General features: G+C 60.1%; 17 protein-coding genes and 1 pseudogene. 11 read left to right on the top strand and 7 right to left on the bottom strand.

Going from position 1 to position 22,747, the window contains the following annotated elements; translation table 11 throughout:
* Nucleotides 1-21 precede the first annotated feature (21 nt).
* The gene (locus ACJMK0_RS18725; RefSeq protein ID WP_405240713.1) at nt 22-1,170 is read right to left on the bottom strand and encodes a phosphotriesterase family protein; all 1,149 of its coding nucleotides are present in this window, start codon (nt 1,168-1,170) and stop codon (nt 22-24) included.
* A gap of 341 nt (nt 1,171-1,511) precedes the next feature.
* Between ACJMK0_RS18725 and ACJMK0_RS18720 the strand changes: the two genes are divergently transcribed.
* Nucleotides 1,512-2,513 (top strand): phosphate acyltransferase, encoded by a 1,002-nt coding sequence (locus ACJMK0_RS18720; protein WP_405240712.1) that lies wholly within the window; start codon nt 1,512-1,514, stop codon nt 2,511-2,513.
* A gap of 19 nt (nt 2,514-2,532) precedes the next feature.
* Here the strand turns inward: ACJMK0_RS18720 and ACJMK0_RS18715 are convergent, their stop codons facing one another.
* Nucleotides 2,533-3,696 carry a citrate/2-methylcitrate synthase gene (locus ACJMK0_RS18715; protein ID WP_405240710.1) on the bottom strand — a complete coding sequence of 388 codons (1,164 nt, stop codon included), beginning with the start codon at nt 3,694-3,696 and terminating at the stop codon, nt 2,533-2,535.
* A 24-nt stretch (nt 3,697-3,720) separates the two neighbouring features.
* Complete coding sequence (locus ACJMK0_RS18710; protein WP_405240708.1) at nt 3,721-4,086, bottom strand: nuclear transport factor 2 family protein; 366 nt, start codon at nt 4,084-4,086, stop codon at nt 3,721-3,723.
* A 100-nt stretch (nt 4,087-4,186) separates the two neighbouring features.
* Here ACJMK0_RS18710 and ACJMK0_RS18705 point away from each other — a divergent pair, with 100 nt between their 5' ends.
* A complete protein-coding gene (locus tag ACJMK0_RS18705; protein ID WP_405240706.1) occupies nt 4,187-4,387 on the top strand; it encodes a hypothetical protein in 201 nt (66 codons plus the stop codon).
* Nucleotides 4,388-4,394: 7 nt separating this feature from the next.
* Here the strand turns inward: ACJMK0_RS18705 and ACJMK0_RS18700 are convergent, their stop codons facing one another.
* Both ACJMK0_RS18700 and ACJMK0_RS18695 read right to left on the bottom strand, forming a co-directional pair.
* Nucleotides 4,395-5,606, bottom strand: coding sequence for an NADH:flavin oxidoreductase/NADH oxidase (locus ACJMK0_RS18700; protein WP_405240704.1), 1,212 nt, complete (start codon nt 5,604-5,606; stop codon nt 4,395-4,397).
* Between the two features lie 28 nt (nt 5,607-5,634).
* Nucleotides 5,635-7,698 (bottom strand): hydantoinase/oxoprolinase family protein, encoded by a 2,064-nt coding sequence (locus ACJMK0_RS18695; RefSeq protein ID WP_405240702.1) that lies wholly within the window; start codon nt 7,696-7,698, stop codon nt 5,635-5,637.
* Between the two features lie 459 nt (nt 7,699-8,157).
* Between ACJMK0_RS18695 and ACJMK0_RS18690 the strand changes: the two genes are divergently transcribed.
* From ACJMK0_RS18690 to ACJMK0_RS18660, 7 genes are all read left to right on the top strand, one after another.
* Nucleotides 8,158-10,455 carry a TonB-dependent receptor gene (locus ACJMK0_RS18690; RefSeq protein ID WP_405240700.1) on the top strand — a complete coding sequence of 766 codons (2,298 nt, stop codon included), beginning with the start codon at nt 8,158-8,160 and terminating at the stop codon, nt 10,453-10,455.
* 105 nt (nt 10,456-10,560) lie between these two features.
* Nucleotides 10,561-11,460 (top strand): phytanoyl-CoA dioxygenase family protein, encoded by a 900-nt coding sequence (locus ACJMK0_RS18685; protein ID WP_405240698.1) that lies wholly within the window; start codon nt 10,561-10,563, stop codon nt 11,458-11,460.
* A gap of 9 nt (nt 11,461-11,469) precedes the next feature.
* Entirely contained in the window at nt 11,470-12,246 is a 777-nt protein-coding gene (locus ACJMK0_RS18680; protein WP_405240696.1) for an SDR family oxidoreductase, read from the top strand.
* Between the two features lie 42 nt (nt 12,247-12,288).
* Nucleotides 12,289-13,014 (top strand): hypothetical protein, encoded by a 726-nt coding sequence (locus tag ACJMK0_RS18675; RefSeq protein ID WP_405240694.1) that lies wholly within the window; start codon nt 12,289-12,291, stop codon nt 13,012-13,014.
* A complete protein-coding gene (locus ACJMK0_RS18670; RefSeq protein ID WP_405240693.1) occupies nt 13,011-14,345 on the top strand; it encodes a spinster family MFS transporter in 1,335 nt (444 codons plus the stop codon). Before ACJMK0_RS18675 ends, ACJMK0_RS18670 begins: the two co-directional genes overlap by 4 nt.
* Before the next feature lie 4 nt (nt 14,346-14,349).
* Nucleotides 14,350-16,134, top strand: coding sequence for a hydantoinase B/oxoprolinase family protein (locus tag ACJMK0_RS18665; RefSeq protein WP_405240691.1), 1,785 nt, complete (start codon nt 14,350-14,352; stop codon nt 16,132-16,134).
* Nucleotides 16,135-16,154: 20 nt separating this feature from the next.
* The gene (locus tag ACJMK0_RS18660) at nt 16,155-16,589 is read left to right on the top strand and encodes a nuclear transport factor 2-like protein (protein WP_405240689.1); all 435 of its coding nucleotides are present in this window, start codon (nt 16,155-16,157) and stop codon (nt 16,587-16,589) included.
* On the opposite strand, the gene ACJMK0_RS18655 is transcribed toward ACJMK0_RS18660, so the two are convergent.
* Both ACJMK0_RS18655 and ACJMK0_RS18650 read right to left on the bottom strand, forming a co-directional pair.
* Entirely contained in the window at nt 16,571-18,028 is a 1,458-nt protein-coding gene (locus ACJMK0_RS18655) for a spinster family MFS transporter (RefSeq protein ID WP_405240687.1), read from the bottom strand. The genes ACJMK0_RS18660 and ACJMK0_RS18655 overlap by 19 nt on opposite strands.
* The gene (locus ACJMK0_RS18650) at nt 17,946-19,733 is read right to left on the bottom strand and encodes a hydantoinase B/oxoprolinase family protein (protein ID WP_405240686.1); all 1,788 of its coding nucleotides are present in this window, start codon (nt 19,731-19,733) and stop codon (nt 17,946-17,948) included. The genes ACJMK0_RS18655 and ACJMK0_RS18650 overlap by 83 nt, the downstream gene beginning before the upstream one ends.
* 181 nt (nt 19,734-19,914) lie before the next feature.
* On the opposite strand from ACJMK0_RS18650, the gene ACJMK0_RS18645 reads away from it, so the two are divergent.
* Nucleotides 19,915-21,243: an aminotransferase gene (locus ACJMK0_RS18645; RefSeq protein ID WP_405240684.1), complete on the top strand. Its 1,329-nt coding sequence runs from the start codon at nt 19,915-19,917 to the stop codon at nt 21,241-21,243.
* Nucleotides 21,244-21,380: 137 nt separating this feature from the next.
* Nucleotides 21,381-21,542, top strand: a pseudogene (locus tag ACJMK0_RS18640) (IS5/IS1182 family transposase); the annotation flags it as partial.
* Nucleotides 21,543-22,747: the final 1,205 nt, after the last annotated feature.

Genomic DNA, 22,747 nt, shown 5'->3' with positions numbered 1-22,747 from the left:
AGAGAGTGCGGCGCTGAACGTTCACGCGAGGGTAAGGATGTCGCGGGGATTATCTCTCAGCAGCCGAGTGATCAACGTTTCCTCGAATCCCTTGTAGCGCATCAGCGCCGTGACGGACTCTGGGATATGCTGCCACCCGTGACCGCCGTATTTCCTCTGCCAATGCTGCAGGGCGATATCATGGGAGAGCAGGATTTTCGCCTCATAGCCAGCTTCCGCCAACGCCATAACATAGTTGAGACGAATCGCGTCGTTCGGCATGTCGATCTTGCCTCGCTGACGGAAGGACTCTTCCCAACCAAAGCAATCGAGTTCAAGGTAGACGCCAGTTTTGGCCAGTTCCAGAAAAGGTGTCGTGTCGAACGAGTCGGGTGCCGGCCTGGAGGGCAACCGGTGCTCTACATGGCAGATGATCGTACGCTCCAGGTCACCCCCTTCTTCCTCTACGATCTTTACGGCGTCCCAGACCGATTTCGGACTGAAGCCGGGATGGATACTGAGGGCGGCACCTGTCTCGCACTGGGCGTGCACCGAGGCTCGGAGAACCTTCTCTTCGTTTGGATGTAACGGGAAACTCAGCCCCACCTCGCCGATGATGCCGGCCTGAATACCTCCGGTGACACCCGTGTCCAAGTCCCGGACTATTCGCTCGCGGAGTTCTCCGGTGTCGAGATTATCTACATGCTCCGGATGGTACTCATGAGTGTAATAGCTGGTCGCCATAACGATGTGGATGCCAGCGGCGCGTGAGACCCTCTGCAGACCCACCGGATCCCTTGCCAGTCCGATGGAGGTCTGATCCACGATGCACCCACCGCCATGCTGTTTGAACAGCCCGGCCTCCTCGATGACGTCATCGATAGAAGTTATCCGATAGTTACCATAGTAGAACCAATTACGCGCAATGTCGGCGCGGTTCGACAGACAGATCGGCCGATTCCATTTCTCCCGCCAGCTGGCCGCGGTACCGGGTCCGTCCTCACCCGGTTCCCAACCCGCCATGGGTATGGCACCGGCGGCCTTCGCCGATTCGGTCACCTCGATCAGCGCATCCGCTGAGCAGGCGCCCTTGGTCATGTCGACAAGCACGTGCTCATGAGGCAGCGTAATCCCTAGTGAATCCGGCTCAACGGGGCCGAGCACCGTCTGTACCTTGCCTTTATTGATCATATCGCCTCCTGTCTAGACGGCCTTAACCGTATGATGGATAGCCATGCTGAGGCACGCGGCATGACAACTAACCTCGGGAGCAGCCCAAGAAAGCGCAAGTTGATCGGCGCCCACGAATCCTCCACGCGGCCAATCCAGCCTTTTCCGGCCCTAACGAGGCAAGCCGAACTTGCCTGACACCCTATAGCTGATAGCCTTTCCGCCTCGAATAAAGCACCCTGTTACTTGCATTACGAAACTAAAAAGATAACTATCCTAGATCGCCGCGTCAATAGCTAGGGGCGGGCGTCCCGCGTTAGGGCTTTCGTAAGGATATGACGGCTATACGAGGAGTCCGGCCCATGAATGAAAAGACAGGCACACTTGGGACATTCCTGGCCGAGATGGAGAGCCGGCTGGCAGGCCGATGCCCCCGATTGGTGTTGCCCGAGGCGGAGGAGCCCCGCATCCTGTCGGCCGCTCGCCGGCTCACGGAGCGGGGCCTCGCGACAGTCAGTCTTGTTGGCGCGGAAAGCAGCGTCAGAGCCGCTTCTCAATCGGCCGGCCTGGTGCTTGACGGGATCGACCTCGTCGATCCCTCGGTGGATCGCCGTGCAGTGGAGTTCGCAACGCTGTACAGACAGACACGGGGACGCACTCGCGAAGCCGTCGCACGACGTCTGGTTAGCCGGCCACTTTTTTTCGCGGGCATGATGGTACGCGCCGGCGAGGCCGACGCTCTTCTAGCCGGGGCGAAGCATCCCACAGCCCGTGTCGTCGAGGCTGCTCTGATGACCGTAGGGCCGGCCGCAGGGATCGCCACGCCATCCAGTTGTTTTCTGATGCTGCTCCCCGCCGGGCCGATGGTGTTTGCGGACTGCGCATTCAATGTCCGGCCAACATCGCAGGAACTTGCGGATATCGCTATTGCATCGGCCGATACATGCGCTCGGCTGCTACAGGTCGAGCCCCGCGTCGCATTGCTGTCGTTCTCAACGCACGGCAGCGCGAGGCATCCTGAGGTAGACCGAGTGCGCGAGGCCGTTGACATCGCCCATTGCCGGGCGCCGGAGTTCTCCATCGATGGCGAGATGCAAATAGATACGGCTCTCGAACCGGTCGTGGCAGCGCTCAAGAGGCGCCACGGGAGTATGGTCGCGGGACGAGCCAACGTACTTGTTTTCCCGGATCTGAACTCGGGCAACATTGCCTACAAACTGGCCCGCCACCTGAGCAATGCAGGGGCCGTAGGCCCGATCCTCCAAGGCTTCCGCAGACCGGTCGGCGATCTGTCCCGCGGCGCAAGTGTGGACGAGATCGTCGCGACCGCTACCGTCCTGCTCGCCGGGTCCCTGAATGCGTAGCGACGCTCGCCGGTGCCCGTCAGCCGCGCTCGTCGATCCGCGAATAAGAACGCCGGCCCGGACCGTTGTAAAGCGTCAATGGTCGAATGAGGATATTGCTCCGCACTTGCTCCAGGATTTGCGCCGTCCATCCGGGCACCCGGCCGATCGCGAATACGGGCACGAAAACGTCTTTCGGGATACCGAGCAAGTGATATATCACGCCGGCATAGAAATCCACATTCACATTCACGCCGAGCCGTGAATAGGGTTTCATGGCTTCCACGACCGCCTGCAGTATCTCGAACCACTGCGGTTGCCCCATTTCTTGAGACAGCTGCTCCACTCCCTTACGCAAATGTCGGGCTCGGGGATCCTCGCTGCGATATACCCGGTGCCCAAACCCCATGATCGCCTCGCGCCTCGCCCGCTTTTCCCGCACGTACGCCGCGGCATTCTCGGGAGAACCGATCTCCTGGGCCATCTGCATCACGTCTTCCGCAGCGCCACCATGTGCAGAACCGGACAGGGCGGCCACAGCCGCCGTCATAGCCGCATGTAGACTCGCACGCGTCCCCGTCACAACCCTGGCCGCAAAGGCCGACGCATTCGCACCATGCTCGGCATGCAGGATCAAATCCCTGTCCATGAGCGCAGCGGTTGCCTCGCTCGGTCGGCTGCCGCTGAGCATGTATAGGAAATTTGCAGCGTGCCCTAGCGCCGGGTCCGGGTCGATCGGCTCCTCGTCCTCGCGGATGCGTTGCTGCGCGGCGACGATCATCGGCACCTGCGATGTAAGGCGCAAACCTTTCCGCAGACACGCCGCCTCAGAATCGTCGCCAGCATCCTCGTCGAACGCCTCGAGCAGCGAGACACACGTGCGCAGCACCTGCATCGGATGCTGTCGGGCCACCGCGCGGATTGTGTCCACTACCTCCGGAGCTAGGACGCGAGCTTCCTTCAGGCCGTGGTCCAGTTCAGCAAGTTCCGCGCGGGTGGGCAGTTCTCCGTTCAGCAGTAAGTAACACACCTCCTCGAACGTCGACTGACTCGCGAGGTCATGGATCGAATAGCCGGCGTACAGCAATTCCCCCGCCCGCCCGTCTATAAATGTCGTAGGCGACCGGTCGAAATAGACGCCTTTTAACCCCCGGTTGATGCGCGGCACCGAGGTGTCACTGGAATTGCCGGATCGCTCTTTCATTTTGATTACCTGCGGAGCAGGGTTTCAGGAAATCTGTCTCTTAAGCGTCGCGTAATCGAAATAGTCCCGCCACTCACGGATAAGGTCCCCGTCGAAAAAGAAGACGGCCATGAACGGTAACGCAATACGCTTGCCATCCCTGACGTAATTCTCCTGACCCTCGAGCATGGCCAGATCTTCCCGCTCGAGAAAATTATGGATTTCGTAATGCACCTCGGACATCCCAGAACCGAATTTCTTGAGGAAACTGCGCACGGCATCCTTGCCTTCGACGGGCCCGATCGGGACGTTCACAGCGATCACCTCGTCAGTGCAGCACTCGAGCGCTCTTTCGATGTCGCCTCCGCTCCAAGCATCATAGAATTTTTCGATCAAATTGCGTCGTAACATCTGGGATTCCCTCGGCTGCGCCTTTACTGTCCGTGCTACATCAAGGAACCGGAATCGCGCCCGATGCCTCAAATAACTTTCACTAACAAACTGAACGATAATGAGCGGCTTTCGAAGCGTCAACAAACTTCCCGCCCGGACCCCGCCGACCTGTGACTATCAGCGCCAGACCAACATTGCGCTCGTGCCCGCGTCGCGGACGGTTGAAAAATGGATCACCTTGAATCATCTTTTCCATTGCGAATGGGAAGATGACATACGCTTGGGACAGCAAGAATTCAAAGTTTCGGCCATCGACTGAGATGCTGTCAGGCCAGTGTCGGTGCCGACACCGGCAGATACGTGAAATCGCCACGGTCTTTCCAAGCGAGATGATACTGCACAGGCACACGCATACTCTCGCTCCGCCCAAGCGTTACCGCCGCATGCTGCGGCCAATACGGATCGCGCAGAAGTGCCCGCCCGAGCATTACGATGTCGGCCTGTTCCTGACTGATGATCTGGTCCGCTTGAGCCGGATCGGTAATCAGACCGACGGCCGCGACAGGGATTGACGCGCCCCGCCGCACGGCGGACGCCCCCGGCACCTGATAGCCGGGTCCGACAGGAATGTCGGCTACCGGCTTTCCCGAGGCTGCAGCTTCGTCCATTGCTGCCCTGCCTTCCTCAGTAAGCTCACGCATGAGCGCAACGGTCAGCGGCGTTGAGCCGCCCGAGCTAACGTCGATGAGATCCGCACCGTCGCGGCGCAACAGACGCGCAAGGCGCACGGTGTCCGCCAGAGCCCAACCTCCCTCGACCCAGTCCGTATAGGAGAGGCGCACGGCGAGCACCTTCGAGTCGGGCCACGCGGCACGCAGATCCCGTACGATTTCGCGAACGAAGCGCACCCGGTTTTCAAAGCTGCCGCCATAGTCGTCCGCGCGCTGGTTGGATAATGGCGAATAGAAGCAATGCGGCAGATAGCCGTGAGCCGCGTGCACTTCGAGCCAGTCGAAGCCGGCGATATCGGCGCGTCGTGCGGCCTGCACGTAGGAACGCCGGACCCGGCAGATATCATCGACCGTCATCTCGCGAGGAATGGGTGAGTTCGCGGCAAAAGGTATGGGACTCGCACCGATCACCGGCCAGGCACCCTCCTCCGGCGTCAACGGTCGAAGAGGGATCATTCCTTGACTATCGAAATTCGGCGCATAACCGGACTTGCGACCACCGTGAGCGAGTTGTATACCCGGCACTGCACCCTCAGCGCGAATGAATTCGGTGATCCGCCGTAACGCAGGGATATGCGCGTCCTGCCAGATTCCGAGATCGTTGATCGAGATGCGCCCTTCAGCCTCCACCGCCGTGGCCTCGGTCATAACGAGGGCGGCCCCGCCAACCGCCCGTGAACCCAGGTGGACCAAGTGCCAGTCGGTCGCGAAGCCATCGCTGGCACTGACCTGTACCATCGGTGACATGCCGATGCGGTTCCGGAGCGTGACGCCCCGCAGCTTCAGTGGCTCGAAGAGCGCTGCCATACGTACGACGCTACCGCAGCCTTGGTGGTTAGCCTTGGCCGTTAGGGACTTCGACAATCAAATTTCCGAAATCGTCGACTAGAGCGACATGATCTTCGTAAATGAGGGTCGTCGTGTCCGCCTGTTCGACAATGGCGGGACCGCGAATCTCGAAACCGTTTGGCAACGCCTGTCGGGCGTAGACGGGAACCGAACGAAAGCCCTCGTTCGCCGTCAGGCAGATATCGCGAGAGCCTATTTGCGGTTCGGGAGCACCACCCCGGTAGCCGCCTGCGAGCAGATCGCGTTCGGCCGGCGATCTGCGATGTACGGTCCGCAGCGCCACAAACTCCGTTGGCGCTTCGGGATCCGAGTGGCTGTAAGCTCGCTCGTGGGCCGCATGGAAGGCTCGTTCGAGGCGCGGAATTAGTCCATCCGGCAGCGCCTGACCGATCTCGATCTCCAGCTGATGGGATTGCCCGACATAGCGCATCTCAGCGAAGTAGGTCGTTGTAACCTCATCCTCGCCAACGCCGTCGCGGAGCATCTTCCGCCGGCAATCCGCGTCGAGAGGCTCGAACAACTGATGGATACGGCTGACGTCCGCCTCCGCCGTCGGCACTTCGAAACTTATCAGTGCTTCGTGCTGCAGGGGGGCGAGCATTAAACCCATAGCGGAAAGAACGCCTGGCGTCGGCGGTATTAGGATTTTGCGAATACTTGCCTGTTCCGCGAGCCGCCCTCCCTGTAGCGGGCCCGCACCGCCGAACGGAATCAGCACGAAGTCCCGCGGATCGTGCCCACGCTTTATCGACACGAGTCGCAGTGTCTGCGCCATATTAGAGTTGACAATGGCATGGATACCGAGTGCCGCCTCTACCACGCTCATGCCGAGAGGCTCGGCCACTCTCGACTCGATTGCCCGACGGCTGTTCTCGACATCGATGTCCAGCCCACCTGCGAAGGTAGACGGATTCAGGTACCCCAGGACCAGGCTCGCATCCGTGACAGTCGGCTCCGTACCGCCCCGCCCGTAACAGGCTGGCCCCGGCATAGCGCCGGCACTCTCTGGCCCAACCTTCAGAGCACCACCTTCGTCGACGTATGCGATGCTGCTGCCGCCCGCTCCAATCGTCCGCACGTCGACCATCGGAATGTTGAGCGGATAATCCTCGAAGCTGCCCTCATTCGTGACCAGCGCGTGACCACCGCGGATAAGCGCCACATCCGTACTCGTCCCGCCCATATCCAGGCTAATACAGTCCGGACAACCGGCCGAAGCCCCGACGCTCGCTGCCCCGATGACGCCTGCCGCAAGACCCGATAGCACGGTTCCCACCGGGCGTTCGATCACGTTCTCGATGCCGCCGACACCACCGTGGGACTGCATGATGTGTAACGGAGCATCTGCGCCACTACTCTCGAGTTCCCGTGCCAACTCCCCCAGATAACTAGTCACCGCGGGTTTAACGTAGGCATCGAAACCGCTGACCACCAGGCGACGGTACTCACGCCGGCGGGGCAACACGTCGCTTGAGAGGGTCACGGGTACTTGGGGATAAAGTTCGTTAAGTATCTCGCGTGTCCGCCGTTCATGCTCTGGATTCGCATAGGCATGGAGATAACAGACACAGAACACCTCTGTGCCGTGATCTTCCACCAATTGCCGCGCCACCTCGCGTACATGATCCTCGTCGAGCTGCGAGACCACTTCTCCGTCGACGCCGACCCGTTCACGAACACCGAGCGATCGACGTCGAGGCGCTAGGAATAGCGGCTCTACCGGGTCCATTTGGAGGTCGTACATACGCGGGCGCCAGCCGATACCGATGTAGAGGATGTCCCGGAAGCCCTCAGTCAGAAGGAAGCCCAGACGTGCACCCGACTGCGTCAGGATACAGTTCGTGGCGACGGTGGTTCCGTGAATGATGCGTCCTACTTCCGAGGCCGATACTTCTGCCTTCTCCAGTATTTCGTCGAATCCGCGCATAAAGCCACGCGAAAAATAGGGCGGTGTCGAGGGCACCTTGTGGACTATCCAGGAACCGCTCTGACTGTCTCTGAGAAAGATGTCGGTAAACGTACCGCCGACGTCTATTCCTATCGTTATCAAGGTGATTACCCCTCAGTGTCGCGAAGGCAACGCACTGCATTACGTCTTATGTCTCTCGGTAGTTCGCAAGTCGACGGGCTTCGTTCGACCTTCCCGAGTCAGCTTCTTTACTTGCTCCCCGGAATCTATTGAATGGTATATTTTATTCTAATCAAACTCAATTCCATACCGGTGCCGCAAGGCTTAATGGGCACTCCTGCCCTGCGCATGATCGCCGCCCCTCACGACCTTTAGAATACTGCCGAATGGCGTCAATCATAAGCAATTAGCGCTATCTGTTCCAAGTCAAACACGGTACTGAGCGGCCAAGTCGCAAAACCGCTACGTCCAACCTCCAACGCTGAATTTTTCGGCTACGGAGCACTTGCACTTGCGTAATAGAACTATTATAAATAGCATTACCGTACCAAAAAAAAATGCGGTGTTTGGGATTCGACTTTCATCAGGGGGAGACCGATCATGAAAATACGGCTCGAAATGCCGATATTCCTGAGCGCTGCCGTCGTGCTCATTACTCTGCCGAGCGTATTAGCCGCCCAGCAGCCCGTGGAAGAGATCGTTGTCACGGCGACCAAACGGGCCCAAAGCGTCCAGGACGTGAATATCGCTATCAACGCATTCACGGGGGACGATCTCCGTGATCTGGGCTGGAGCGACGTCACGCAAGTCGCCAACCAGTCACCAAATTTGGATATCAAGTACGCGTGGGGCAACTCCATGCCGATATACACGATCCGCGGTGTGGGCATGAACAGCTTCCAGGCCAGCGATACGCCCAGCGTCGGTTTGTTCGTCGACGAGATATTCCAGACCTCGATTGCCACGATGGGTAGCCAACTCTTCGACATGGAACGGGTAGAGGTACTTAAAGGTCCACAGGGCGCGTTGTTCGGACGCAACACCAATGGTGGGGCGGTCAGCTACATATCCCGGAAACCCAGTCGGGACGCCAGTGGTTTCGTGCGCGCTGACGCCGGTCGTTTCGGCCGCCTCGAACTGGAGGGGGCCCTAGGCGGACCCATCGGCGACACCGTATCGGGCCGACTCAGTTTCATGACGATCCAGCAGGACGATGGTTACGTCTGGGACAGGACTAGCCAACAGGACATCGGTGAAGTGGATATCTTCGCCGGACGAGCACAGCTATTGTTCGAACCATCTGACGATCTGAGCATCAACTTTAAGCTTTTCGCCAGTCGTGACCGCTCGCAGCCGGTCTACTTCCAGCACATCGGCTTCTGGAATCCGGACTTCCTCGCAGGCGTACCTGGTGCCTCGCAATACTGCCAGGCTTTTGAACAAGGGCGCCGGCCGGATCCTGCCAATTGTGTCGACGTCCTCGGTTACAGCGACACGGACGGGGACCCTTATGCAGGGGACTACACGAACGATCCGACGACACCGATCAACGCGGACAGCAACCTCGAGAACGATAGCCTTGGCGCCACGGTAACCGTGGTCAAGACTTTCGACCGGTACGAGTTAACATCGCTGACGAATTTTCAGCAATACGACCGTTTTCAGCCAAAGGAATCGGACGGAAACCCCCTGTTATTCGTGGACCTGCTGTTCGCGAGCGATATCCAGGCATTTTCTCAAGAGTTTCGACTAGCGTCCCTTAACGACGGAAAGTTCAACTGGATCGCCGGCGTCGTCTACGCGGAGGATGAGGTCACGGAAGATCCGCCGCGCATCATCTATGCCGACGACTTCCTCGGCGTGCGTGCCTGGCTGACGTATACGCAGGAACGGACTTCCGCGGCCGCTTACGCCCAGGGCGAGTGGCAATTCAATGACCGCTGGGCTCTGACTTTTGGAGCTCGAGTCATTAACGAGAGGCTGGACTTCGAGGAAGAGGTCGCCTTCCTCTTCCCGCCGGACTTCGATGTGGACAACCGATTGACACTGACGGTCGTCCCGGATCCCGACCTGGGCGTCGACGGCAAGCTTGATAGCACCGAGGTAACGGGTCGGGTTGCGCTCGATTACACGCCGAATGACGACCTGCTCTTCTATGGGAGCGTCGCACGGGGATTCAAGGGCGGCGGATTCAACGCAGGCCTCCTGACCAACCCACGCCTCGCAATCCCCTTCGACCCGGAGACAGTGCTTGCCTATGAGCTCGGTATGAAGAGTACGTGGGCCGGCGGCCGCGTCCAATTCAACAGTGCTGCATTCTTCTATGACTACGAGGGACTCCAGGCTGCCACTCCTCAGTTCGACGAAGTCGTTCAGTCGCCGCTCAATTTCCTGACCAACCTCGAGGCGGCGGACGTGACCGGCTTGGAAGCCGAACTGAATTGGTATCCGACCGACCAGCTCGAGATTCAATTCGGTGCCGGATGGTTGGATACGCAGAACAACGATCCGGGTACCAACTTCGATGGTGTCTTCGGCGACTCACCCCGCGAGTTACCGAACTCCCCCGAATTAAACCTCAACGGCGCGGTGCGATACGAGATACCGATGCGTAACGGCTCGACTTTGCGCTTCTTCACGGACTACGTCTGGCAGGATGCGCATTATAAGGAGATCGTCAACAATCTCGAGGTCGACTCCCAAGGCCTATGGAACGCGCGGATTACCTGGATCGCTCCGAATGACCGCTGGAGCCTTGCGGTTTGGGGTAAGAACCTCTCCGATGAAGTGTATGTCGTAGATACACTGACTGATCCGATCGGTTCCGGTTGGGGCGTCTATGTAAACGGTATGCCTCGCACGCTGGGTGTAAGCGCACGATTCAACTGGGGCAACTGACTCCCCTGATCCGGGCCGGGAGGTCCGGAGCCCCCGGCCCCGGCGGGGCCCTCTCCGCCGGGGCTGACTTTTCGCCCGGCCCGGCGTCCATCTGAAGGAGCTGCTATGCCCGCTACCGGCGCCGCTAATAGCGAACTCGACGTTGTCTTCGCGGAGATTCGGGAACTCGGCATCGAATCACATGTCGCGGAGCTCGACGCCTACGGTCTCACGGTCGTCCCACCAGATAAGGTAGCGCCGCCGGGCTTCACAGATCACCTGCGGGAGACGGTACTCCGGATCGCTCGCGAGCGCACCGGCATCGAACCTGACGTCGTCGGCGGCAAGACCCATGCCGATGTCGAGGCGACTGCCGGCCAGCGCGGGGAGATTTGGCTCTGGCGGCTGCTACTCGAGGATCCGGTGTTCGAGGAAGCATTAATGAACCGCGTCTGCCTAGCGCTCATAACTTACCTTCTCGGGTACAGCGCCAAACTTTCAAACAACTCGGCCATAATCAAGGGCCCGACCAAAGTGCAGGGACGTCCGCAGCCGCTAAATCTGCACAGCGACAACCGCGGTATTCCCGCGCCTTTTCCGATGTATGCCCAAGTCGCCAATGCAACGTGGGCACTGAGCGACTACGATCTCGAGAACGGCTGCGTCGGCTACCTCCCTGGCAGTCACCTTTTGTGCCGGCAGCCTGTGCCAGACGAGTCGCTGGAGTCCGTTGTACCGGTCGACGCACCAGCCGGATCTCTCATCGTCTGGCACGGCAACACGTGGCATGCGCCTTTTCCGCGTACGGTTCCCGGGCTCCGCATCTCTCTCTTGTTCTATTTCTGCAGGGAGTATCTGACCACCCAGGAGCGCTATTCCAACGAGGTGCCCGTCGAATTACTTGAAAGGAACCCGTCCCGTTTCGCGACGCTCATGGGGCTGACCGACCCCTATGGGTGGGATGAGAAGGGTCCCGACATGCAGCGACTACGCGCAGCACGCTCCGGCGACAGTCTGCACGCCTGAGTTACCGGAATGGAACTGAATATCAGCGGCAGGACGGCGATAGTTTGTGGCGTCGAGACCGACCTCGGGGACGCCTGCGCTGCGGCTCTCGCCCGTGAAGGAGTCCACCTCATACTGCCGGGGACGGATGCGAACGTATTATCCGCTGCGGCAGAGCGTTACGGCAGCAGCGGTGCGGAGATAGCAACCGTGGTGTGCGACATATGCGACTCCGAGGGGCGGCAAGCACTTCTCGGGCAGTGGACGAAGCCGGACATACTGATCAACCACGGAGCCGGACCGCGTATTGGTGACTGGCGCGGCTGGACACGAGAAGACTGGCTGCAGGCAATTGAGAGCAGCATGCTCAGTGCCGTGGAGATGATCCGTCTGACCCTGGACGGAATGGTTGACCGGGGCTACGGTCGCATCGTGAACATCACGAGCCAGTCGGTGAAATCACCAATGGCCGACCTCGATCTATCTAATGCGGCGCGGGCCGGTCTGACCGGCTTCGTGGCCGGCGTCGCACGCTACCCGCGCAATGCCGACGTGACAATCAACAATCTCCTGCCGGGCCTTTTCGACACCGGCCCGCTGAGGCGCTACATAGAGCGTCAGGCGATAGAAAAGAACATGGACGTGACGTCAGTGTCCAACCATATACTTCGGGCCAATCCGCTTGGCCGCCTCGGCAAACCCGAGGAATTCGGTGCGCTTTGCGCATTTCTGGTAAGTCCGTGGGCAGGTTACATCAACGGGCAGAATCTGCTGATCGACGGCGGCAGCTTCCGTTCGGTGCTGTAGAAGCGACGTTTCGGTATTACAGAGTCAGAGATCCGTTTCACCATGACCAGAAGCACGACCATAACAGTAGTGGCACTCGACCCGCCGTCAGAGCGAGAGGACGAGTGGAACGACTGGTACACGAATGTCCACTCGCCGGGACGCTTCGAATGCGGACTCCTCGGGTTCCGTCGCTTCGAACTCGTGCCGGGTGAACCGCCAGTTGATACGCGTCAGGAGGGCCTAGCGAAATATCTGGCTATCATGGAATGGCCTGATAGCGCTGCACTGTCCAGCGCCGAGTATGACGCCGTCACGAAACGCTGGGCCGCCCTGCCCCCGGACAGCTTCGAGCACGTCACCATGGGGCTGGGCAAGTTCGCCCGTGGCGTACTGGAACTCATCGACGAGATCCCACCGCAGAAAGAATTCGTGCTCCCTAAGACGGAGTACGTTTTCATGTCTGCCCATGACGTCCCCGCATCACACGCTGAAGAGTTTAACGAGTGGTACGTGACCGAGCATGTTCCACCCATACTCGAACAGCCCGGTTTCAACTCGGTTCGCCGTTATGCGCACCTCAGCGAGGAGTTTCCGCCGATGCTGGCAAGGGGCGGCGAGTTATTCTCGCATTTGGCGATATGGGAGATCGATGACCCAAAAGCCTTTCGTAATCCTGTATTCGCCGGCTACACCCCCACGCCATGGCAGCAACGAATGCGCAGGCTGTTCACTCTCAAGATGAGCAACGTCTATCAGGAAATCGGCAGAGGCATCGCCCTTCGATGAATTCGCCGCCGGAGAAGAGTTACTGGTACGAATGGTACGTCGTCGGGGTATTGATGGTCGCCTACATGGTGGCTTTCGTCGATCGGCAGGTAATTACTCTTCTGGTGGAGCCGATCCGTGCTGATCTCGAGATCAGCGACACCGGTATCAGTCTCCTGATGGGTCTCGCCTTCGCGATCTTCTACGTGACCATGGGTGTGCCAATCGCACGACTCTCCGACCGCTACAGCCGCAAGCACATCATCTCTGCTGGCATCTTTCTTTGGAGTCTTGCGACCGCCGCCTGCGGTCTGGCCCGAAGTTTCGGGCAACTCTTCCTGGCACGGGTCGGTGTCGGTGTCGGTGAGGCCACCCTGACACCCGCGGCCTACTCCATAATCGCCGATTACTTTCCTCCGAAAAAGCAGGGCCGCGCGATCGCCGTCTATTCCATGGGGATCTATCTCGGTGCGGGACTTGCGATGGTCGCTGGGGGAGCGGTCGTGCGACTCATAACCAACGCCGATCCCATCCAACTACCCGTGGTGGGTGTCCTAGCCCCCTGGCAGATGACCTTCGTCCTGGTCGGACTGCCCGGCCTTGCGCTGACCGCCATCATGCTTCTGACGGTACGCGAGCCGACACGGCGCGATCTGCTGCCGACCGACGCAGCAGCCGTCCCGATACGAGATATCGCGGCATTCATGGTAAAGAACCGCGGGACATTCGCTTCCGTGTTTCTCGGCTATTCGGCCGGCGGCATGGCATTTTATGGGTTCCTCTTTTGGGTGCCAGAGTTCATCCGCCGAACCTACGGCTGGGACATCAGCGATGCCGGTATCGTTTTCGGTATCGAACTGGCCGTGCTCGGGTCCCTGGGTGCCTACTGTGGGGGCTGGATTTGCGACTGGCTCACGAATCGCGGCGTCCGCGACGCCGCACTGCGGGCTGCCTCGGTTTTCCTCGGAATCTCCATGCCGGTCATGGCGGTCACGCCATTGATGCCCTCGGCCGACCTCGCGATACCCATGCTCGGCCTCATGGCTTTCGTCATGTCGATGCAGCAAGCACTCTCGCCGGTGGCACTGCAACTGGTGACACCAAACCAGATGCGAGCGCAGATTATGGCTTTGTTCTTCCTGGTGGCATCCTTCTGCTCTATCGCCATGGGAGCGACCGTCGTGGCATTGCTGACCGACTACGTTTTCCGTGACGATGGCGACCTGCGCTACTCACTCAGCCTAGTGGCACTGGTAATGATGTCGCTCTCGACGCTCAGCTTGGCACTTGGACTTAAGCCTTACCGCGCCAGCCTGGATCGCTCCCTGGCGTGGCGGGATGGCGAGGAGTGACGTCATGGATCAAGCAGAAGAAGTTCTCGACCCGATCACCGTCGAGGTAATCGGTGGCTGGCTGGACACCGTCGCCGAGGAAATGCAGGCGACGCTAATCAAGACTTCGCATTCAGCGATCATCACCGATGGTGGCGACGCGACCGCTGCCCTTTTCGACAGTCGCGGGCGGACGGTTGCCCAGGCCAGCGCGGTGCCGGTGCATCTCGGCGTGCTCGCCGAACTGGGCCTACGCTTCGCCTCCGCATATCCCGAAGGCGAAGCCCTCCCCGGCGACATCTACCTGACCAACGACCCCTATGCCGGCGGCACGCACATGCCGGATATCGCGGTGGCGATGCCAGTCTTTGACGGCCAGTCGCTCTCCGGCTATGTCGCCACGATGTCCCACCATCGCGATATCGGCGGCTGCGCTCCGGCCAGCGTGAGCGTATACGCCAAAGACATTCACGCGGAGGGGATCCGACTGCCGATGATCCGGCTCGCCAGGGGCGGGCGGATAAATCCGACGATCATGGCGACGATCGAGGCCAACAGCCGCACGCCGGCCAGTCTGCGCGGCGATCTCGGTGCTCAGATCGCGGCCTGCAAGACAGGTACGACCCGCTACGGAGAACTGTTCGAACGTTGGCCCAGGGTCACGATTGACGCGGCGGCGGAGACGTTGATGGCCTACGCCGAGCGGATCACCCGGCAGGAGATCGAAGCGATAGCGGATGGTGAATATCGCTTCACGGACTACCTCGACGACGACGGTCTGTCTCAGGACTCGGAACCCGTCCCCATCGCCTTAACGGTCACCGTGTCGGGAAGCAACATCACCTTCGACTTCGCGGGAACGGCCGCTCAGGTTCGCAGCGCTATCAACAATGTCCCGGCATCCACTCGCGCAATCGTCTATTACGCGGTGCGACTGCTGACTGGGGACCGAGTGCCGAATAACGATGGCTGCTATCGACCCATCACCGTCAGACTACCCGAGGGTAGCGTCGTCAACAGTACCTACCCGGCGCCGGTCGCTTCACGTGGCGTGTCATTGCAGCGCATCGAAGATGTCATCCTCGGGGCGATGGCCAGGGCGCTGCCACGCCGTATGACCGCGGCTCATAGCGGACAGTACACTCTGATCGGCGTCGCCGGTCCTGATCCAGATGGCAACGGCCAGCTCATCGGCCACCTCGGGGGCCCGTTCTCCGGCGGCCACGGCGCTCGGCCGACGAAAGATGGCATCGATGTAAGCTCGCACGGCGCGGCGAACGGATCTGCGATCCCGGTGGAGATCGCCGAGGCCAGGCTGCCGATGAGATTCCGGCGTCTCGAACTCTGGCCCGACTCCGGCGGCGCGGGTCGCTGGCGCGGCGGGCTCGGCTACCAGGCCGAAGTGGAGTGGCTCCGTGGCGAAACGATGGTCACCCTGCGTCGTGAGCGCACACGCTTCGGGCCCTGGGGCATCGAGGGAGGCGGCGGAGCGCCACCGAGCCGCGCCGAGGTCGAGCGGCAGGATGCTACCACGGCTCCCCTACCTGGAAAGATCGAGTTACTGTTTTCGGCAGGTGAACGCCTGCGCTACTGGACGACCGGAAGCGGCGGCTACGGGGATCCCCACGAACGCGAAGTCTCACGTGTACACGAAGACGTGCTCGACGGTCGGGTGTCTACTGCGGCCGCCGCCGCAGAGTACGGCGTCGTCATCACGGAGGAATCAGTCGACGTCGCTGCAACGGATGCTCTTCGGGCGCGCAGGTGCACCGACACGGGCGCTGTCGTACAACCCCGGCATGGGAAGTGATGGTGGATCCGATTCAGGAGATGATCGACAGAGAATCCCGGGCGTTCGAAACCGAAGACGTCGACCTCATGCTGTCAGTCTATCACCCCGACATGGTCTGGGCGTGGCCGCCTCACTCCCGAGCTTACGATCCCATGGAGTGGATTATGCGGATGGGACGTTTCGAGCATGACCGCTGGGCCCGAATGCTGCAGTTGTTCTTCGATACCCACGAGCTGATCCATAACCATCGTACGACGAGGAAGATCGTCATGTCCGAAGAAGGGGACGGCGCCTTCGCTGTCGTGGATATCGACACACTGCATCGGCGTCGTGGCGACACCGACTCGCCGTGGCACGATGGCAACCCGGAACTTCATACCGTCGGACGGGCCTGTAAGATCTACACGTTGACCGGCGACGGATGGAAGATGCTCTACCAGCCGGGAACGATGCACTATCCGGTCGGGACCTGACCGCTGCCCGCCTCCGTACCCTCTGGTCTGACCCTGTCGCGGAACGGTTTGAGGCCGTACATGAGGCAGAGCACGCCGATCGGAGTCAGGGTACCGCCGACGATGGCTAGCGACCAGGGGATAGCGGATTCATCGACAAAAACATAATCGGTGATCATCGCTACAAATGCCGGCCCCAGACTGAAGCCCGCGAGCACAGCAAGGAGCATGAAGATCGCCGTGACCTGAGCGCGCATCCGGTTAGGGGTGACGAGCTGCAGGATGGTGGGAGGCAGACCTTGGGGAAAGGAGAGGATAAAGGTCAGCATCGCCAGCAGCACGATCGCCGAGACTCGATCCGGCGCCAACGGAGTGATGATTGTCAGCGGAATCATGACGAGACCGGCGATGACGGCGGCGCGCATCTCGGCATCGCGATAGCCCCGTCGGGCCAGCCATTCCGCAAACAAGCCGCCGGCATACGGACCACTGCTCCCGAACAGCAGCAACAAGATGCCGTAGATGGCACCGGCCTCGCCGATGCTGAATTCGTAGGTCCGCCGTAGGAACTCGGGCACCCAGATCAGGAAGGCGCTGACCACGGTTCCCAGGGCCAGAAACCCGGCCGTATGAGCGATCATGATCCGCTTCTCTGCGCGGTAGAAATCGACGATCTCCTGCAGCGAGACTTGCCCAGCGCTCGCTGCCTGACTGGAGCCATCGGCGAGGAACTCGCGACGTGGCGGTTCCTTTACCGTCATCATGAGCGCCAGCACCACCAGGCCCGGCAGTGCGACAATGAAAAAGGTTAGCTGCCAGGGGTAGACGTCGCCGATCATGGGCAGAGTCACGGAGCCGGCGTCGCTCACGAGACTGACGACGGCGCTGCCCGCCAGTAAGGCGATGCCCGCGCCGACGTAGAGCCCCATAACATAAACACCAACTGCCTTGGCTAGCTTGTTCGGCGGGAAATAGTCGGCGATAAGCGAATAGGCGGCAGGCGAGAGTGTTGCCTCGCCGACGCCCACGCCCATACGCATTATGAACAGCTGCCAGTACGTCTTGGTCAGCCCGCAGGCCGCGGTCATGATACTCCAGAGGACGACACCAACCGAGATGATCACCCGCCGGCTCCGGCGATCGGCCAGCCGCGCGATGGGCACGCCGAGCACCGAATAGAAGATCGCGAAGGCGAATCCGGCCAGCCAGCCAATCTGGGCGTCGCCGACACCGAGATCCCGCTTTATGGGTTCGACTAGCAGACTGAGGATCTGACGGTCGATGAACGCCACCGTATAGGCGAACATGAGGACCGCGACCACATACCATGAGTAGGCGCCACCGACCGCCGCCGATTTTGCTGTCCCCTGTGAAGCCTTAGACAGCTCTCCACTCCCCTGAATCCCGGCCGGCCATGGCGGCGCGACACCTTCGTGTGGCCGACTCGTCCACACGCCCATCCCTGATGACTACGCCATAGAATCGTTCAGCTGCCTCTAGCGATACGCGTTCGTCGAGTACGTCCTCAAGCACCCGCCAAGGATCTCTCTCGACCGGCGGACCATGCCCGCCGCTGCCCGTGGTCCAAAGCTGCACGCGGTCCCCCGGTCGCAGCTCCAGTGCCGTCTTCGAGGCTAATGGTTCAGGTTCGCACCCCGCGCGGGCAATATTGGTGCGGCAGAGCGGCCCGTTCGCTCCGCCGGACAACCCCCACGGCGCAAACTTGTGACGATCCCGCCGCACCGTCACGGCCGCTTCGCCATGCAGCCATTCGAATTCCTCAAAATAGCCGAGCCCGCCACGCCAGCGACCCGCGCCGCCGGAGTCGGTCCATAGCTCGACCCGGTTGATCCGAACCGGCAGCTCGGCCTCCCCCACCTCGATCGGCAGATGAAAGACATTGGAGGCGTCGTGATCGGTCACGTCGATACCGTCCTTGCCAGCCCGTGCGCCCATGCCACCCATCCACGGTCCGGCGATCGTGCCGACGACACGCCGGCCGTTCTCCAAGACGGTACCCAGGTGGATCAGCGAACTCTGGCCGCAGTTAGCCGCCGTCATCCGCTCCGGGATCGCCTGCGCCATCGTCCCCAGCACGACGTCGACCACCCTTCTCAGGGAGACCGCGCGGGCATTGATCGGTGCCGGAAAACGGGGATTGATGATCGAGCCCTCCGGCATGTGAAAGCTGACCGGCCGGTAGCAGCCATCGTTGTTCGGAGCGGAATCCGCTGTAAGAGTCCGCACCACGTAGTAGATGGCCGAGATCGCCGAATACGGGACATTGTTGATCGCGGTGCGCACCTGCTCGCCGGTGCCTGTGAAATCGAAATGGACGTCAGAGCCGTCCACGGTCATGCGGCAGTGGAACGGGATCGGCGCCGCTTCCGGCGATGATCCGTCGTCGTCCAGGTAGTCCGTGAACTCGTACACCCCGTCGGGGATCTTCTCGATCTCCAGACGCGTCAGACGCTCGGCGTATTCAAGCAGGGCGGCGCTGCCCCGCTCCACGGTACTCACCCCCCAGCGCTCAAATATCTCCCCGTAGCGACGAACTCCTGTACTGCAAGCCGCAATCTGCGCATTCAGGTCGCCACGCATGTTGTCCGGCGTGCGGCTGTTCGCCATCATCAGGCGCAGCATGTCCTCGTCCCGAACGCCACCATCGACAAGCCGAATCATCGGAATCCGTAAGCCCTCGGCGAAATGATCGTAGACCTTGATCGCGGTGCTGCCGGGCACCGAACCGCCAACATCCTGGTGATGGGTCATGGTAACCACGTAGCCCGCCAGCCTCTCGCCGTGGAAGACGGGGGCGGCCACGCCGATGTCGGGCAGATGCGTCCCACCCGCATAGGGATCGTTGACGGCGTAGACATCGCCCCGCCTCGCCACGCCCTGCGGAAACGCCTGCGCGAAGCGCTTGCCGAGTTCTGCCAGCACGCCGAGATGGATGGGGATCGCGACGGCCTGTGCGACCGTCCGGCCCGCCGTGTCGAAAAGCGCCGAGGTCGCATCCAGGGATTCCGTGACGATACTGGAATGCGAACTCTTTAATATAGTGAGCTGCATCTCCGCCGCGACGCTATCGAGTTGCCCTCGGAGGACTTCGAGCGTGACCGGATCTATGGCGGCGTGCAAAGGATCGGTATCAACATCCGACATTCGCTATCCTCACCAACGCTGCTGGAAAAGTGCTGCCGGCGACGTGACGCCGCCTAATTCCAATGATACTATTATGCAAGTTTCTTGAGTCGATTCCAAGCCCTCCGGATATCTGACGGGCGGCGCGTCATACAACATGGGAACCTTAGGTATGAATCTCAGTACGAGCACTAGTACCGGTATGCCAGACAACCTCTGGCGGCCTATGACACAGCATACGGCCCTTCTCCACCAGGCACCGAAGAAATTCGTGCGCGGCAGCGGCTGCTATCTCGAAGACGAGAGCGGCAACCGCTACCTGGATGCAATTGCAGGACTCTGGTGTGTCAACGCCGGCTACGGACGCACCGAGTTGGCGGACGCCGCACGACAGCAGATGGCTGAGCTCGCCTATCTTTCCCCTATGTTTACCCACGACCCCGCGGTGCTCCTTGCCGAAAAGCTGCAGGGTCTTCTCGGTTATCCGGCACACGTCTATTTTTCCGCGAGCGGCTCCGAGGCAAATGAAACGGCGTTCAAGATCGCCCGTCAGTATCACCTGCAATCCGGCAGCGGACGTCAACCGAGATACAAGATCATCTCGCGCTACCGCGCCTATCATGGCAATACGATGGGCGCCATGGCAGCTACCGGCCAGGCCGAACGCAAAGTCGGATACGATCCCGCACCTGCAGGTTTCATTCATGTCATGCCTCCTTACCCCTATCGCGCAAGCGCGGAATTGAGTAACGAGCAGCATGGCGAAGAATGCGCGCGACTCCTTGAGGAGACCATTGTGCACGAGGGGGCCGAAACGGTCGCCGCATTCATTATGGAACCCATTATCTCAGGCGGTGGCGTCCTGGTACCCCCCGACAACTACGTCCCCCGCATCCGGGAAATCTGTGACCGTTACGGAATTCTTCTGATATTCGACGAGGTGGTTTCGGGATTCGGTCGAACCGGCAAGCTCTTCGGGCAGAACCACTGGTGTACACAGGCTGATATCGTCACGTGCGCAAAGGGTCTGGCCAGCGGCTACATGCCGATTGCAGCTACGATCGCAAAAAGCGAGATTTTCGATGCATTCCTCGGCGAACCTACCGATCTACGCCATTTCCGTCAGGTGAATACGTTCGGGAGTCACCCCGTGGCGGCTGCGGTGGCACTGCGAAATATCGAACTCGTGGAGTCAGAGGGGCTCGTAGATAACTCCCGGGAACAGGGCGAATATCTCAAGAACTTGCTGGAGGAGCGAATTGGCGGCCATCGCATCGTCGGCGAGATCCGCGGCAAGGGCCTGCTGATCGGCGTCGAACTGGTTTCGAACCGGGAAACGCGAGAACCGCTGGAGGACTCCGCGGTAGGCCACGTCGTAAGTCATTGCATGAGCCAGGGAGTTATCGTTGGACGCAATGGTAATACCGTCCCCGGCCGTTGCAACGTGCTTGTCCTCGCACCGCCGCTCGTTCTGCGAAAGACGGACGCGGACCGCATCGTCGATGCCATCGATGCCGCGGTGAATGCCTAGACCGACTGCATGCTCGATCAGCGACTGACGACGAAGCTGAAGCTCTATGTCTACGGTTATCTGCATCGGGTGTAGTGCTCGCTGCGCGTGACGCTCGAGCAGCGGCTCGATTGCGGGCCGGAGGGGATGCGGGCGAGCGCGAATTCGCCTGGCACTCCTTCGGCACAATCAAGTCCTGGATGGGCTCGACGCACTTCCATACGAGGACACTACCGCGAGTCAGCACCGAGATAAGCCTGCACGTGCTGGCCCACAGCCTAAGGCGGCTCATCAACATCACGGGCGCGAAGCCGCTGATGGCGCCCAGCCAGCCGCCCTCGCTAACGGAATCTGATCCTTCTGCCTCACATCCAGCCGAGCAAAACCAGGAAAAGACGAAAGCCGAATGCGCCGAGTTTTTTTATCGTATTCTTGCATCGCCATGACCTGTGCAAGTCACAAATCTGTGTAAATTCCCCAGAAAACAGGGTGCGACATCGGTGCGACTTGGCGATACACTGAATCCGTAAGCCGCTGATCGTAAAGCGTAAATCCGATTCCTTTCGTCCAATCCATCATCGGCGCAACCTGTATTTCTCGGCGATGTGGGCATTTATTCATGTGGCTATTTTGGCAGGAATGTCATGGGGATGCGTAATCAGCGGGCTCCCGCCCAATACTCGTTATTACCTGTTACGGACCGAAAATGGCCAATGTCGCACCGAGTCGCACCGGCAATGTCGCACTTTTGTTTTCCGGTTGGGCCAATTAATTGGGGTTTCGATAGCTACGACAAGCCCACTGGGACTGCCCTGCTCTATTCGGAAGATGTTCTCCCTAAACGCATGCCTTGTATCCTGGGTCCACGGCCTCAAGCGGACAACCGATTGCGGTAATATGACCGCTTCCGACCGATAGCGACCCTTCGACAACATCATGCAAGAGACAATTTCGTTGGTGGTTTGTGGCGTGTTAATTGCGGGCAAGCGCTTGACGCCAGGGGCGGTCGGTCTCCTCAATGGTTACGCGACGAAGGGCTGAAGATTCCTCCGCCACGCATAAGCCTTCGGCACTTGGCAAAGGACCCACCATATTGCAGCGTTCTATTTCGTTACTTCGAACGGACGTTGATTCCCAGCTAGATTGAGAAGGTGACAAGCAAGTACGGTACCTGGCAGAGATTGCGGCGTGGCCTTGAGTATCGCGGTGAAACCTATGATGAGGATCAATGGGCCGGTACGCGCGCCGTTGTTGACGGAATCCGGATTACTGGTGTCGAGGCCTACGCGACAAATAGATCACTCATCCTTCGAGCCGTGTTAAGACCGTGGTACCGGCGGATCAGCATTCCGTGGGACAAAATGCAACAGATTGAGGTTCGCGCATCTCCTCTAACGCGACATGGTGTGACGGCGAAAGCTCGGGCGTGTCTGACCGCCCGAATTATTTTGATTGATAGCTTATTGACATTGTATTTGCCGTGGATCTCGGAATTCGACAATTATGTCCCCACGAGTGTCGGGCT

The sequence above is a fragment of the Lentisalinibacter orientalis genome (assembly GCF_040706535.1).
GTDB classification, from domain to species: domain Bacteria; phylum Pseudomonadota; class Gammaproteobacteria; order Steroidobacterales; family Woeseiaceae; genus Lentisalinibacter; species Lentisalinibacter orientalis.
The sequence above is the reverse complement of the archived record's forward strand: the minus strand, read 5'-3'. Positions and strand labels throughout refer to the sequence as shown.